This is a genomic window from Janthinobacterium sp. BJB446 (genome assembly GCF_002735655.1).
Lineage (GTDB): Bacteria > Pseudomonadota > Gammaproteobacteria > Burkholderiales > Burkholderiaceae_D > Janthinobacterium > Janthinobacterium lividum.
This window is the reverse complement of sequence record NZ_PDZK01000002.1, coordinates 283,160-296,131: the sequence shown is the minus strand read 5'-3', so window position 1 is coordinate 296,131 and position 12,972 is coordinate 283,160. Positions and strand designations below refer to the sequence as shown.

Sequence of the window (12,972 nt, the reverse complement as noted above, 5' to 3'; positions counted from 1 at the left end):
CGTGGCTGCCGGCAAAAAAATGTTGCCCTGGCTCCAACACGCGGTACTATCTCTTGATAATAAGAGCAGTGTTTCGCGTAGCTTTGCCCTTGCGGGCATACACCAACCACCACAGGAGAACCCGATGCAGAAAAAATCAACCTTGAAGACCGGTATTGCCGCCGCCCTCATGCTGGCCTTCGGCATGGGCGCTGTCCAGGCACAGGCGCAGGAAGTCGTGCGCCTGGGTAACTTGAAATTCGCCCATTACGGCGCCGTGTCGTACATCAAGGAAATCGCGCCCAAGTGCGGCATCAAGGTCGAAGAGCATATCTTCGCCAAGGGCCTCGACGTGATGCAGGCGATTATCGCGGGCGAACTGGACGTGGGGGCGACGGCGTCCGAAGCGGCCATTTCCGGCCGCGCCGGCGGCGCGCCCATCTACGTGGTGGCCGGTTTTGCCAAGGGCGGCGCGCGCCTGGTGGGCGGGGCGGGGCAAAAGATTGCCAGCGTCAAGGAACTCAAGGGCAAGCGCGTGGGCGTGACGCGCGGCGGCATCCAGGAAGTGCTGCTGCTGGCCGAGCTGTCGCAAGCTGGCCTGACGTATTCCGAAACCAAGGGCAAGGATGTGCAACTGGTATTCCTGGCCTACGCCGACTTGAACCAGGCGCTGATGGGCAAGAATATCGACGCCATGATGCAGTCCGAGCCGCAATCGTCGCAGGCCATCAACAAGGGTTTCGGCACCGAAGTCATCAAACCGTACGACACGCCGATCGGCGAACCCGTGCGGACCATGGTGATGACGGAAAAGTTCTACAAGGAACGCCGTCCCGTGGCGGAAAAATTCATGCGCTGCTTCGTCGAAGCCACCAAGACCTTTATCGACAACAAGGCGACGGCGGAAAAGTATGTGCGCGAAGTGGTGTTCCGCGGCCAGATCACGAAGGATGACTTCGACGACGCGATCAGCAATTCGCCGTATTCGTATGACATCTCGCCCGAGCATATTCAGACCACCACGGACGTGATGGTGAAAACGGGCGTGGGCCGCATGACGAAACCGCCCGTGGCCAAGGACTGGGTCAAGACCGACTTGCTGGAGCAGGCGAAAAAGAGCCTGAACGTGAAGTAAACCGGATATTGGCAATGCCCGATGGCCCGCTTAAGCGGGCCATCATTTTTTTGCGGCATACTAATATATACAGGTAGCGTGAAAGATTGCCGAAATCTTGAGGGTGCGCCACCCCGTCATGCCTCAGGCGCGATATCATGGCAGGCTTGCGGCATTGGATGGCGGCGTCGTGCCTGTCACCGGGCTGTCGCCTGAATCGCGCTTGTCGGCTATGGTGTAAACTTAAACTATGCAGATCTATTTCTTTTTCATCGCCGCGCTGTTGTACGCGGCGTGCGCGGTGCTTCCCTCGTCCCGTGCCCGGCTCATTGCCGGCCTGACCGGCGTTGCCTGGCTGGCGCACGCCGCCACCTTGTGGTTCGACCTGATGGCGCCGGGCACCTTGCGCTTCGGTTTTTCCGCCATGCTGTCGGCCGCGCTGTGGGTCTCGGTGGGCGCCTACTGGATAGAGAACCGCAATTTCAGCCTGGATGGACTGCGCCGCATGGTCATGCCCAGCGCCGTCCTCGCCATCGGCCTGGCCTGGGCCTTTCCTGGCAGCCAGGTCAACATGGAAGGCAAGTCGGCCGTCTTCGGCTGGCACATTGCCGTGGCCGTGCTTGCCTACAGCACCTTGACGATTGCCGCCTTCCACGCCGTGCTGATGGCGCTGCAGGAATCGCGTTTGCATACGCGCAGCGAAAGCCGCGGCTTCATCGGCACGGCGCTGGACCAGTTGCCAGCCCTGCTGACGATGGAAAAACTGCTGTTCCGCATGATCGGCCTGGGTTTCATCCTGCTGAGCCTGACCGTGCTGTCGGGCATCGTGTTTTCTGAGCAACTATTTGGCAAGGCCCTGAACTGGGATCACAAATCCGTGTTTACCATGCTGTCGTGGCTGTTGTTTGCCGCGCTGCTGGCAGGCCGCCGCTTTCGCGGCTGGCGCGGCAAGACGGCCCTGAGTTTTACCCTGGCCGGTTTCGCCACCTTGCTGCTGGCCTATGTCGGCAGCCGTTTTGTACTGGAAGTGGTTTTACACCGAGGATTCGCATGACACGTGTTTTATTCTGGCTGGCGCTGGTATTCCTGGTGCTGTTCGCTATCCGCAGCAAGATCCGGAGCATGCAGCAACGGGCCCGCGCGCAGCAGCAACAGCAGCCGAATCCGTTTGCGCCGCCGGGCCGGCCGCAGGAATTGCCTGATGCCGAACTGATGCTGTGCTGCGCCCATTGCGGCGTGTACTACCCGGCCTCCGAAAACGTGCAGGCCAAGGGCCACGATTACTGCAGCCACGCGCACGCCACCTTGTAAGGGCGTGCCGGCGCGCGTTGCTCATCCGTATCGTAACGGCCTCCGGCATCCGTCCGGCGTAGCATCTGCAGCAGGCGGTTCGTCGCCGCCATTGCAGAAAGGCGCGCTCCCATGTCCCGTCCCAGCCCGCAGACCGTCACCGTCACCGCCGCCGGCATGCCGCCGGCGCCGCAACTGAGCGGCAACTCGCTGCCCATGCAGGCACTGCGCGCGCAGATCGGCCGCATCGCCCGCTGTGGCGCGCCGGTGGCCATCCGCGGCGAATCGGGCACGGGCAAGGAACTGGCGGCGCGCGCCATCCATGCGCAGGGGGCGCGCGCCAGCTTCCCGTTTATCGCCGTCAACTGTGGCGCCATTCCCGAAGCGCTGATGGAAGCGGAATTCTTCGGCTGCCGCCCGGGCGCCTATACGGGCGCGCTGCACGAACGCCAGGGCTTGTTCCAGGCAGCCCACGGTGGCAGCCTGCTGCTCGACGAAGTCGACGACCTGCCGCTGGCCATGCAGGTGAAACTGTTGCGCGTGCTGCAGGAGCGCCGCGTGCGCAAGCTGGGCGGCAGTACTGACGAGGCAGTCGACGTGCGCATTCTGTGCGCCAGCCAGCATGGCCTGGGGCGCGGCGTGGCGGCCGGGACGTTTCGCCAGGACCTGTTCTACCGCCTGAATGTAATCGAGCTGGCACTGCCGCCGCTGCGCGAACGGCGCGGCGATCTGCAGGTATTATGTGAGGTGATCCTCGCGCGCCTGTCGCCGCGCCGGGCCGTGAGCCTGGCGCCGCCCGTGCTGGCGGCCCTGGCCGCGTATGCGTTTCCCGGCAATGTGCGCGAACTGGAAAACGTGCTGGAGCGGGCGCTGGCCTTTGCCGACGGCGGCGTGATCGCGCTCGAGGGGCTGGCCTTGCCGTCGGCGGCGGGCAGCATGCCGTCGCGGGCGCCGCCGGCCTTGCCGGAGCGGCAACTGTGCCTGCCCGGCATGGCGGCGTATGGCGTGCCCCCCGTCTTGCCGCTGGACATGTATTTGCGCCAGGCCGAGCGCGACATGATCATGCTGGCGCTGGTGCAGGCGCGCTACCACCGCGCGCGGGCGGCACGCCAACTGGGCCTGAGCGTGCGCCAGTTGCGTTACCGCATGCAGAAATTGACGATACAGGAAGCCCTATTTGATGAGCGCATGGACGATAGATGAAGACGGCTGGTGCGATGGCGCGCTGCGCTATGACTCCCAATACTACGATGCGCGACCGGACGGCGCGCAAGTCGATTTGCTGGTGATCCATAACATCAGCTTGCCGGGCGGCCACTTTGGCGGACCGCATGTGTCGGACTTGTTTACGGGCCGGGTAGATTATAATGCCGATCCTTCTTTCGCCGACCTGCGTGGCTTGCAAGTCTCAGCGCACTTTTTTGTGCGGCGCGATGGTGCGTTGCTGCAATATGTTTCTGCTGATAAACGTGCCTGGCATGCCGGCGCGTCCACCTTCGAGGGACGTCCGCAGTGCAATGGCTATTCCATCGGTATCGAAATGGAAGGCGCGGACGATGTGCCCTTCCAGCGGCGGCAATACCATGTCCTGGCGGCGCTGACGGTGGCGCTGGCGGCGCGCTACGGGCTGTCCCAGGTGCGCGGCCACGAGCATATCGCGCCGGGAAGGAAGACGGATCCGGGACCGTTTTTTGACTGGCATTTTTACCAAGTATGCTGGCTGGAAACCTTGCGCGGGCAGCCTGCGTTAGCGCTTACTTCGCGGGGATTGGGCTTTCCATCCATGCCCTGAAAAGTCAACCGAAATCGTATAAGAAAAGACAAAAAATTACGCTGGCGGATGCCGGAAAACTATTGCATCACCCTTCGATGGGTACTACAATTAGTGTAGAAGTTGGATGTAAAGACTATATCTAGTGCCATCACAGACGTTTTCAGAATTATTGTCAAAGCTATCCGGATTGCTGATAAAGCACTGGAACTGGCGGTTTATCACCCTTGATCGTGTTTCGCGCCAGCCGGGCAGTGCGGTGTGGCGAGATGGATACTGAGCTGTTTTATGCACTATGAATTTACTATTTAGCAACAAATACCTGAAGAAACCCTGACCATCGGGCGTTCTATTCAACAACACACGCGGCAGCAAAACTGCAGGCTGACTTTAGCTGACAACGGGAGCTTCAATGCAATCACCACAAGATATTTCCATCCATCCAACGCCAGTATCGCCAGCGCCAGGCGCGGCCAACAGTGTGGCGAGCACGGGCGCGGCATTGGGCGACTATCGCATCATCCGCCGCAACGGCGCGGTGGTGGCATTTGAGCCTTCGAAGATCGCCATCGCCATGACCAAGGCGTTTTTGGCCGTTAACGGCGGCCAGGGCGCAGCCTCGGCACGCATCCGCGAACTGGTGGAACAATTGACCGACGGCGTCGTCGCCGCGCTGGTGCGCCGCCATCCGGGTGGCGGCACCTTCCATATCGAAGACGTGCAAGACCAGGTGGAACTGTCGCTGATGCGTTCGGGCGAGCACGACGTGGCGCGTGCCTACGTGCTGTACCGCGCCAAGCACATGGAAGAGCGCCGCCTGCAGAAGGAAGCGCAAGGCGCCTCCGCGCAAGTTTCCGCACCCCAGCTGAACGTCACCGACAACGGCGTGCGCCGCCTGCTGGACATGCAGGAAGTGCGCGACCTGATCAACGCCGCCTGCGCCGGCCTGGAAAAGCACGTCGATGCCGACGCCATCCTGGCTGAAACAGTGAAAAACCTGTACGACGGCGTGCCCGTCGAAGAGCTGCACAAGTCGGCCATTCTGGCGGCGCGCGCGCTGATGGAAAAAGACCCGGCCTACAGCCAGGTCACGGCCCGCATCCTGCTGCACACGGTGCGCAAGGAAGTGTTCGGCAAGGAAGTGCCGCAAGCGGCCGCTGCCGCCGAATACCTGACGTATTTCCCGCAATACATCGCCAAGGGCATCGCCGCCGAGCTGCTGAACCCGGTACTCGCCAGCTTCGACCTGGAACGCCTGGCGAAAGCCATCGTGGCCGACCGCGACTTGCAATTCGGCTACATCGGCCTGCAAACCCTGTATGACCGCTACTTCCTGCACATCCAGGACGTGCGCATCGAAATGCCGCAGGCGTTCTACATGCGCGTGGCCATGGGCCTGGCGCTGAACGAGGCGGACCGCGAAGCGCGCGCCATCGAGTTCTACAGCCTGCTGTCCTCGTTCGACTTCATGAGCTCGACGCCGACCCTGTTCAACTCGGGCACCCTGCGCTCGCAGCTGTCGTCGTGCTACCTGAGCACCGTCTCGGATGACCTGGAAGGCATCTACGACGCCATCAAGGACAACGCGCTGCTGGCCAAGTTCGCAGGCGGTCTGGGTAACGACTGGACGCCAGTGCGCGCCCTGGGCGCCCACATCAAGGGCACCAACGGCAAGTCGCAAGGCGTGGTGCCGTTCCTGAAAGTGGTGAATGACACGGCCGTGGCAGTCAACCAGGGCGGCAAGCGCAAGGGCGCCGTCTGCGCCTACCTGGAAACCTGGCACATGGATATCGAGGAATTCCTCGACCTGCGCAAGAACACGGGCGACGACCGCCGCCGCACGCACGACATGAACACGGCGAACTGGATTCCCGACATGTTCATGAAGCGCGTCATGGAAAAAGGCGAATGGACCCTATTCTCGCCGTCGGACACGCCAGACTTGCACGACAAGGTCGGCAAGGCTTTTGAACAGGCTTACGTGGGCTATGAAGCCAAGGCCGCCGCCGGCGAAATCCGCGTCTTCAAGAAAATCCAGGCGCTGGACCTGTGGCGCAAGATGCTGTCGATGCTGTTTGAAACGGGCCACCCATGGATCACGTTCAAGGACCCTTGCAACATCCGCAGCCCGCAGTCGCACGTCGGCGTCGTCCACAGCTCGAACCTGTGCACGGAAATCACCCTGAACACCAGCAGCGATGAAATCGCCGTCTGCAACCTCGGTTCCGTGAACATGCCGGCGCACATGAAGGAAGGCAAGCTCGATCACGTCAAGCTGGCCAAGACCATCCGTACCGCCATGCGCATGCTCGACAACGTCATCGACATCAATTACTACGCCGTCGACAAGGCGCGCAATTCGAACATGCGCCACCGTCCGGTCGGCATGGGCGTGATGGGCTTCCAGGACTGCCTGCACATGATGCGCATCCCGTTCGCCTCGGACGCCGCCGTGTCGTTTGCCGACACCTCGATGGAAGCCGTTTGCTACTACGCCTACCTGGCGTCGACGGAACTGGCCGAAGAGCGCGGCCGCTATGAATCGTATGCAGGTTCGCTGTGGGACCGTGGCATCCTGCCGCAAGACTCGGTCAAACTGCTGGCCGAAGAGCGCGGCGGTTACCTGGAAGTCGATTCCTCGTCGGCCATGGACTGGACCCCGGTGCGCGAACGCATCGCCAAGTTCGGCATGCGCAACTCGAATTGCGTGGCGATCGCCCCGACGGCGACGATTTCGAACATCATCGGCGTCTCGGCCTGTATCGAGCCGACGTTCCAGAACCTGTACGTGAAATCGAACCTGTCGGGCGAATTCACCGAAATCAACGGCTACCTGGTGCGCGACCTGAAGGCGCGCGACCTGTGGGATGAAGTCATGATCTCGGACCTGAAGTACTTCGACGGCTCGCTGGTGAAGATCGACCGCATCCCGCAAGACCTGCGCGATATCTATGCCACGGCCTTCGAAGTATCGCCAAGCTGGCTGGTGGAAGCGGCTTCGCGTCGCCAGAAGTGGATCGACCAGGCCCAGTCGCTGAACATCTACATGGCTGGCGCATCGGGCAAGAAACTGGACGAAACCTACAAGCTGGCATGGCTGCGTGGCCTGAAAACCACTTATTACCTGCGTACCATCGCCGCTACCCACATGGAGAAATCGACCTCCAAGACGGGCGCCCTGAACGCCGTGGCAGTCGACGGTGGCATGTCGGCCAGCGCCCAAAGTGCACAAACCAGCGCCCAGGCAGCCGTCGTGGCGGCAGCCGCAGTGGCCGTGGCGCCGGTAGTGGCAGCGGCAGCGGACGACGCCGATGGCGAAGCCTGCTACCTGCGTCCGGGTGACGATGGCTTTGAGGAATGCGAAGCCTGCCAGTAAGATTTTAGTTGTCAGCCCGGCACGGCCGGGCTGATTCAATGTTGTCAATGTCCGCATTGTCCGATACAACGGGCCTGTTGCGGATCGCCGGCTCGCCGGCATGGAAAGGAAGAAGAATATGTCGTTGTCTTGGGATGATGAAACCACGTCGGCAGCTGTGCCGCGTCCGGCGCAGCAAGCGCCACTGGGAAATACCGAATTGAACCTGCCGGCAGGTGCCGAGCCGTCCGAAGCGAACGCCGAGCAAGTGGCGCGCCGCGTGAATGCCGACGACAAGCGCATCATCAACGGCAAGACGGACGTCAACCAGCTGGTGCCGTTCAAGTACAAATGGGCGTGGGACAAATACCTGGCCGGCTGCGCCAACCACTGGATGCCGCAGGAAGTCAACATGCAGCGCGATATCGAGCTGTGGAAGAACCCGAATGGCCTGACGGACGACGAGCGCCGCCTGGTCAAGCGCAACCTGGGCTTCTTCGTGACGGCCGACTCGCTGGCCGCCAACAACATCGTGCTGGGCACCTACCGCCACATCACGGCGCCGGAATGCCGCCAGTACCTGCTGCGCCAGGCGTTCGAGGAAGCGATCCATACGCACGCCTACCAGTACATCGTCGAATCGCTGGGTCTGGACGAAGGCGAGATCTTCAACGCCTACAACGAAGTCAAGTCGATCCGCGACAAGGATGAATTCCTGATTCCGTTCATCAACACCCTGACCGACCCGGCGTTTGTCACCGGCACGGTGGAAAACGACCAGAAACTGCTGAAGTCCCTGATCGTGTTTGCCTGCCTGATGGAAGGCCTGTTCTTCTACGTCGGCTTCACGCAGATCCTGGCGCTGGGCCGCCAGAACAAGATGATGGGTGCTGCGGAGCAGTACCAGTACATCCTGCGCGATGAATCGATGCATTGCAACTTTGGCATCGACCTGATCAACACGATCAAGATGGAAAACCCGCAGCTGTGGACGGCCGCCTTCCGCGAAGAGATCAAGGATCTGTTCATGAAGGCCGTGGAACTGGAATACGCGTACGCGGAAGACACCATGCCGCGCGGCGTGCTGGGTCTGAATGCGCCGATGTTCAAGGGCTATCTGCGCTTCATCGCCAACCGCCGCGCGCAGCAGATCGGCATCGAGCCGCTGTTCGCCCAGGAGGAAAATCCATTCCCATGGATGAGCGAGATGATCGACATGAAGAAGGAACGCAACTTCTTCGAGACGCGCGTGACGGAATACCAGACCGGCGGCGCGCTGAACTGGGAATAAACCAGCCGATAGCGTTACCAGTCATGTCACAAAGGCCTCGCGGATGCGGGGCCTTTTGCCATGTGGCGAGCTTGTTGCAGCGGGCTTAGACGGTCGGGATGGTGCCGCCGTCGATCACATACTCGGCGCCGTGGATCGACGCGGCGCGGTCCGAGGCCAGAAAGGCAACCAGTTCGGCCACTTCTTCCGGCTTGCCCGGGCGGCCGATGGGAATGCCGCCCAGCGTCTGCATCAGCTTCTGGCGGGCCGCATCTTCGGTGATGCCGGCGTGGCCGGCCCAGCGCCGTATCATCGCGTGGGCCGCCGTGGTTTCGATGAAGCCCGGCGAGACGGTATTGATGCGGATGCCCTGCGGGCCGAATTCCTTCGACAATCCCTTGCTGTAGTTGCTCAGCGCAGCCTTGGCGGCCGCATACGCCAGCGTCGACTCGTACAGCGGCAGGCTGCGCTGGATCGACGAGATGTGGATGATCACGCCATATTGGCGTGCCACCATCGCCGGCAGCAGGGCGCGGTCGAGGCGCACGGCGGCAAGCAGGTTGCCATTGAGCGCGTCTTGCCAGGCATCGTCGTCCAGGGCCAGTGCGCCGCCGCCCGCGGCCGTCGAACCGCCCACGTTATTGATCAGGATATCGACCCCGCCCAGGCTGGCCAGCGCTTCCCGGATCAGCGTGTCGGTTCCCGCGCGGGTACGCAGGTCGGCCGCGATGAAGTGCACGCCGGCCGGCAAGCTGCCGCTGGCGGCGCGCGCCGTGGTCGCCACGCGCGCGCCGCGCTCGAGCATCAGTTTCAGCGTCGCCCCGCCCATGCCCTTGGTGCCGCCCGTGATCAGCACGCGCTTGTCTTTGAAATCGGCATTCATGCGCTGATCTCCAAGGTCTGGATGCGGTTGCTGGCGAGCGTGAAGGCAAAGCGCAGCTCCAGCGGGCTGCCGGGGAAATTGCCACTGACGCTGCTGGTGACCACGCAGAGTGCGCCCCGGGTGTCGGCCGAGGTGGGGCTGACGGTGGCGCCGTACTGCTTGCTGCCAGCTTCCTTCCAGGCCTTGATGGCGGCATGGCCCGCGTGCGCATGGCCGTCGTCATGCACGACGCCATCGGCTGCGAAGCACTGCGCCACGGCGTCGCTATCGTGATGGTTTTCAGCGGTAAAGTAGTCGCCGACGATTGCCGGCATGAGGAGAGACATGGTGCTTCCTTTGGGGGAGAGGTAGGGAGCGACCATCATATGGCGTTCAATTGCAGAGAAATAGTATGGCAACGGTGATAGGCTTTAAACTTCAGGTTCATTATTGACTGCGTGAGCGCGCATGAAAAATAACTCTCTCGATGGTATCCGTACCTTTCTCGCGGTCGCCGAGCGCAAAAGTTTCAGCGCCGCGGCACTGCAGCTTGGCGTGACGGTGACGGCCGTCAGCAAGGCGGTCAAGGTGATGGAGCGCCAGCATGGCGTGCTGCTCTTCAAGCGCAATACGCGCAATGTCGCCTTCACCGAAGCCGGCGCGGGCCTGTACGCCAGCCTGGCCGGCGCTACCCGGCAGATCGATGACGCCTTCGCGGCGCTGACCATGTTTCGCGACCGGCCCGCCGGCCATCTGCGGCTGACGGTGCCGCGCGCGCTGGGCGCGCTGGTCATGCGCGCATTGATACCGCGTTTTCGCAGCAGCTATCCTGACGTGACCATCGACCTGTCGCTCGACGATGGCGCGGTCGATCTGCTGGCGCATGGTTACGACGCCGGCATCCGCCTGGGACAGTCCGTGGAGCAGGAGATGGTGGCGGTGCGCCTGACGGGGGACTTGCGCTGGTCCGTGGTTGGCGCGCCCGGCTACTTCGAGCGGAAAGGGCAGCCGCTGATCCCGGAAGACCTGGTGCGCCACGACACGCTGGCCTACCGCTTCCACACTTCCGGCGCCTTGCACCGCTGGCGCTTCGTGCGCGATGGCGAGGAATTTCTGGTGGAAACCGGCGCGCCCCTGGTCGTCAACGACACCACGCTGATCGCCGATTTCGCCCGCTCGGGTCTGGGCCTGGCGTATATGCCGGACGTGGAAATCGAAGGTGACCTGGCAAGCGGCAGCTTGCTGCGGGTGCTTGAAAACTACGTGCCGCCGACGAGTGGATTGTTCCTGTATTTTCCTGCCCGTACCCAGAGCCAGCCCAAACTGCGCGCCTTCATCGATACTGCGCTGGCCCTCTCCCGGCTCGCGTCGTCCAATGACGCGCGCTAGCCTGGCCTGTTTTTATCCAGCCCGCCGCCATCGTTCTGGAGACAGGCGGCGGCATCGCATGCCGCTTTTTGTTAGCCGCTTTTTCGTGGCGCGCAGCGGCGCGGCGGCGCATGTGCATCGCGTGCGGCGGCACAGAAAAGTGCGGCCATTTTTTCGCCGCATGACGCGCGCCGCGACGCATTTTTTTGACGGCGCCACTGCGCGCGAGACAGCTGGTAAATATCGTTTCCGGACACGCTGGCGGCGGCATTTGGCGCGCGATTGTGCGATAGCACGCGTAACGTGCAAAAAAGCGGGCGAAAACGTGTCGTGCCGGTTGCGCATTGACAAGGTTTTCGTGTACTTTATGAGATTGCAAATGCGAGCGTTAGAATGCGGGGTTTTTTAACCAGCGCGGTAGCGAAAAAACCTCGCAAAACAGGGATACAGATTTACACGGATATGCACAAAACCACACCGTTTTCGTCTGCCGCCGTGCCCGAATTTTTTCAGGCATGGCGGTTTTTTATTTGACGCATCGGTGTTGTAGCGAGCGCGATGCGAGGAGCGAAAAAACGCACGGCATCGAAAACGAATGACCGAATTCAGACTTTGCCACCAGCTGCGAGATAAAGCAGGGTGGCACCGACGATGGCTGAAGTGCTGCAAACGTGAGGAGTTGCAGCAGTTCAGCTGGTGCCGAATTCATTAGCGCAAACGACCGTTTGCGCCGATGAATAATTCGCCTGGCCTATCCCTGTGGTGGGTCGGACGGGTTTAAATCTTGTAGCTTAAATTTCTCATCTCAGATGAAGGAGAGACAAATGGCAACAGCCGCTAAGAAATCAGAAGTAAAGAAACCAGCCGCCAAGGCTGCTCCTGCCGCGAAGAAGCCGGCAGCCGCAGCAAAGACGGTTGCCGCTAAACCAGCTGCCAAAGCAGCAGCGAAACCAGCCGCAAAACCAGCCGCCAAAGCCGCAGCCAAGCCTGCAGCAAAAGTGGCTGCCAAGCCAGTAGCGAAAGCCGCAGCGAAACCAGCGGCCAAGGCAGCAGCAAAACCGGCAGCGAAACCTGCAGCCAAGGCAGCAGCCAAGCCTGTAGCGAAAAAAGCCGCAGCCAAACCGGCCGCCAAGCCAGCAGCAAAAGCCGCTGCAAAACCAGCGGCCAAGGCAGCAGCCAAGCCAGCAGTGAAAAAAGCTGCAGCGAAGCCAGCAGCCAAGGCAGCAGCGAAACCGGTCGCCAAGGCAGCAGCCAAGCCAGCAGCGAAAAAAGTCGTCGCCAAGGCAGCCGCCAAGCCAGCAGCAAAAGCTGCAGCCAAGCCAGCAGTGAAAAAAGCCGCAGCGAAACCTGCAGCCAAGGCAGCAGCGAAACCGGCCGCCAAAGCGGCAGCCAAGCCAGCAGCGAAAAAAGTCGTCGCCAAGGCAGCAGCGAAGCCGGCCGCCAAAGCAGCAGCCAAGCCAGCAGCAAAAGCTGCAGCGAAGCCAGCGGCAAAAGCGGTAGCCAAGCCAGCGGCAAAAGCAGCAGCCAAACCGGCAGCGAAGCCAGCAGCGAAAGCTGCAGCCAAGCCAGCGGCCAAGGTAGCGGCGAAGCCGGCAGCAAAAGCTGCAGCCAAGCCAGCGGCCAAGGTAGCAGCGAAGCCGGCAGCGAAAGTTGCCGCCAAGCCAGCAGCGAAAGTCGCAGCCAAGCCGGCAGCCAAAGCAGCAGCGAAACCTGCGGCCAAGGTTGCAGCAAAACCTGCAGCGAAGCCAGCGGCCAAGGTAGCAGCGAAGCCAGCAGCAAAAGTTGCAGCCAAGCCAGCCGCCAAGGTAGCCGCGAAGCCGGCAGCGAAAGCAGCAGCGAAACCTGCCGCCAAGCCAGCCGCAGCGCCAGTCGTGGCAGCCGCACCGGCAGCAGCGCCGGCAGCAGCCCCAGCGGCACCAGCCGCCGTGGCAGCCAAGCCAGCCGCCAAGAAGGCCGCGCCTAA

Annotated in this window: 12 protein-coding genes; 9 read left to right on the top strand and 3 right to left on the bottom strand. The window is 61.9% G+C overall.

Annotation, left to right across the window (positions count from 1 at the left end; all coding sequences use genetic code 11):
* Positions 1 to 124 precede the first annotated feature (124 nt).
* From CSQ92_RS17070 to CSQ92_RS17040, 7 genes are all read left to right on the top strand, one after another.
* Complete coding sequence (locus CSQ92_RS17070) at positions 125 to 1,114, top strand: ABC transporter substrate-binding protein (protein ID WP_373606049.1); 990 nt, start codon at positions 125 to 127, stop codon at positions 1,112 to 1,114.
* Between the two features lie 229 nt (positions 1,115 to 1,343).
* On the top strand, positions 1,344 to 2,147 hold the full coding sequence (locus CSQ92_RS17065; RefSeq protein ID WP_034780265.1) for a cytochrome C assembly family protein: 804 nt from the start codon (positions 1,344 to 1,346) through the stop codon (positions 2,145 to 2,147).
* A complete protein-coding gene (locus tag CSQ92_RS17060; RefSeq protein WP_034780264.1) occupies positions 2,144 to 2,404 on the top strand; it encodes a PP0621 family protein in 261 nt (86 codons plus the stop codon). The genes CSQ92_RS17065 and CSQ92_RS17060 overlap by 4 nt, the downstream gene beginning before the upstream one ends.
* A gap of 111 nt (positions 2,405 to 2,515) precedes the next feature.
* Complete coding sequence (locus CSQ92_RS17055) at positions 2,516 to 3,586, top strand: sigma 54-interacting transcriptional regulator (RefSeq protein WP_099394863.1); 1,071 nt, start codon at positions 2,516 to 2,518, stop codon at positions 3,584 to 3,586.
* Positions 3,564 to 4,175 (top strand): 1,6-anhydro-N-acetylmuramyl-L-alanine amidase AmpD, encoded by a 612-nt coding sequence (gene ampD, locus CSQ92_RS17050; RefSeq protein ID WP_034780263.1) that lies wholly within the window; start codon positions 3,564 to 3,566, stop codon positions 4,173 to 4,175. The genes CSQ92_RS17055 and ampD overlap by 23 nt, the downstream gene beginning before the upstream one ends.
* A gap of 391 nt (positions 4,176 to 4,566) precedes the next feature.
* Positions 4,567 to 7,530 carry a ribonucleoside-diphosphate reductase subunit alpha gene (locus tag CSQ92_RS17045; RefSeq protein ID WP_099394862.1) on the top strand — a complete coding sequence of 988 codons (2,964 nt, stop codon included), beginning with the start codon at positions 4,567 to 4,569 and terminating at the stop codon, positions 7,528 to 7,530.
* Positions 7,531 to 7,648: 118 nt separating this feature from the next.
* Complete coding sequence (locus tag CSQ92_RS17040) at positions 7,649 to 8,800, top strand: ribonucleotide-diphosphate reductase subunit beta (RefSeq protein ID WP_034780261.1); 1,152 nt, start codon at positions 7,649 to 7,651, stop codon at positions 8,798 to 8,800.
* An 85-nt stretch (positions 8,801 to 8,885) separates the two neighbouring features.
* Here CSQ92_RS17040 and CSQ92_RS17035 read toward each other — a convergent pair whose 3' ends face one another.
* Together CSQ92_RS17035 and CSQ92_RS17030 are read right to left on the bottom strand one after the other, a co-directional pair.
* Positions 8,886 to 9,662, bottom strand: a complete 777-nt coding sequence (locus CSQ92_RS17035) for an SDR family oxidoreductase (RefSeq protein ID WP_099394861.1) — start codon at positions 9,660 to 9,662, stop codon at positions 8,886 to 8,888.
* Complete coding sequence (locus CSQ92_RS17030; RefSeq protein WP_180277043.1) at positions 9,659 to 9,988, bottom strand: nuclear transport factor 2 family protein; 330 nt, start codon at positions 9,986 to 9,988, stop codon at positions 9,659 to 9,661. The genes CSQ92_RS17035 and CSQ92_RS17030 overlap by 4 nt, the downstream gene beginning before the upstream one ends.
* Before the next feature lie 121 nt (positions 9,989 to 10,109).
* On the opposite strand from CSQ92_RS17030, the gene CSQ92_RS17025 reads away from it, so the two are divergent.
* Positions 10,110 to 11,030, top strand: coding sequence for a LysR family transcriptional regulator (locus CSQ92_RS17025; protein ID WP_070255965.1), 921 nt, complete (start codon positions 10,110 to 10,112; stop codon positions 11,028 to 11,030).
* A 58-nt stretch (positions 11,031 to 11,088) separates the two neighbouring features.
* Positions 11,089 to 11,418, top strand: coding sequence for a hypothetical protein (locus CSQ92_RS28780; RefSeq protein ID WP_143450379.1), 330 nt, complete (start codon positions 11,089 to 11,091; stop codon positions 11,416 to 11,418).
* Between the two features lie 512 nt (positions 11,419 to 11,930).
* Here CSQ92_RS28780 and CSQ92_RS29080 read toward each other — a convergent pair.
* The gene (locus CSQ92_RS29080; protein ID WP_180277042.1) at positions 11,931 to 12,926 is read right to left on the bottom strand and encodes a hypothetical protein; all 996 of its coding nucleotides are present in this window, start codon (positions 12,924 to 12,926) and stop codon (positions 11,931 to 11,933) included.
* Positions 12,927 to 12,972: the final 46 nt, after the last annotated feature.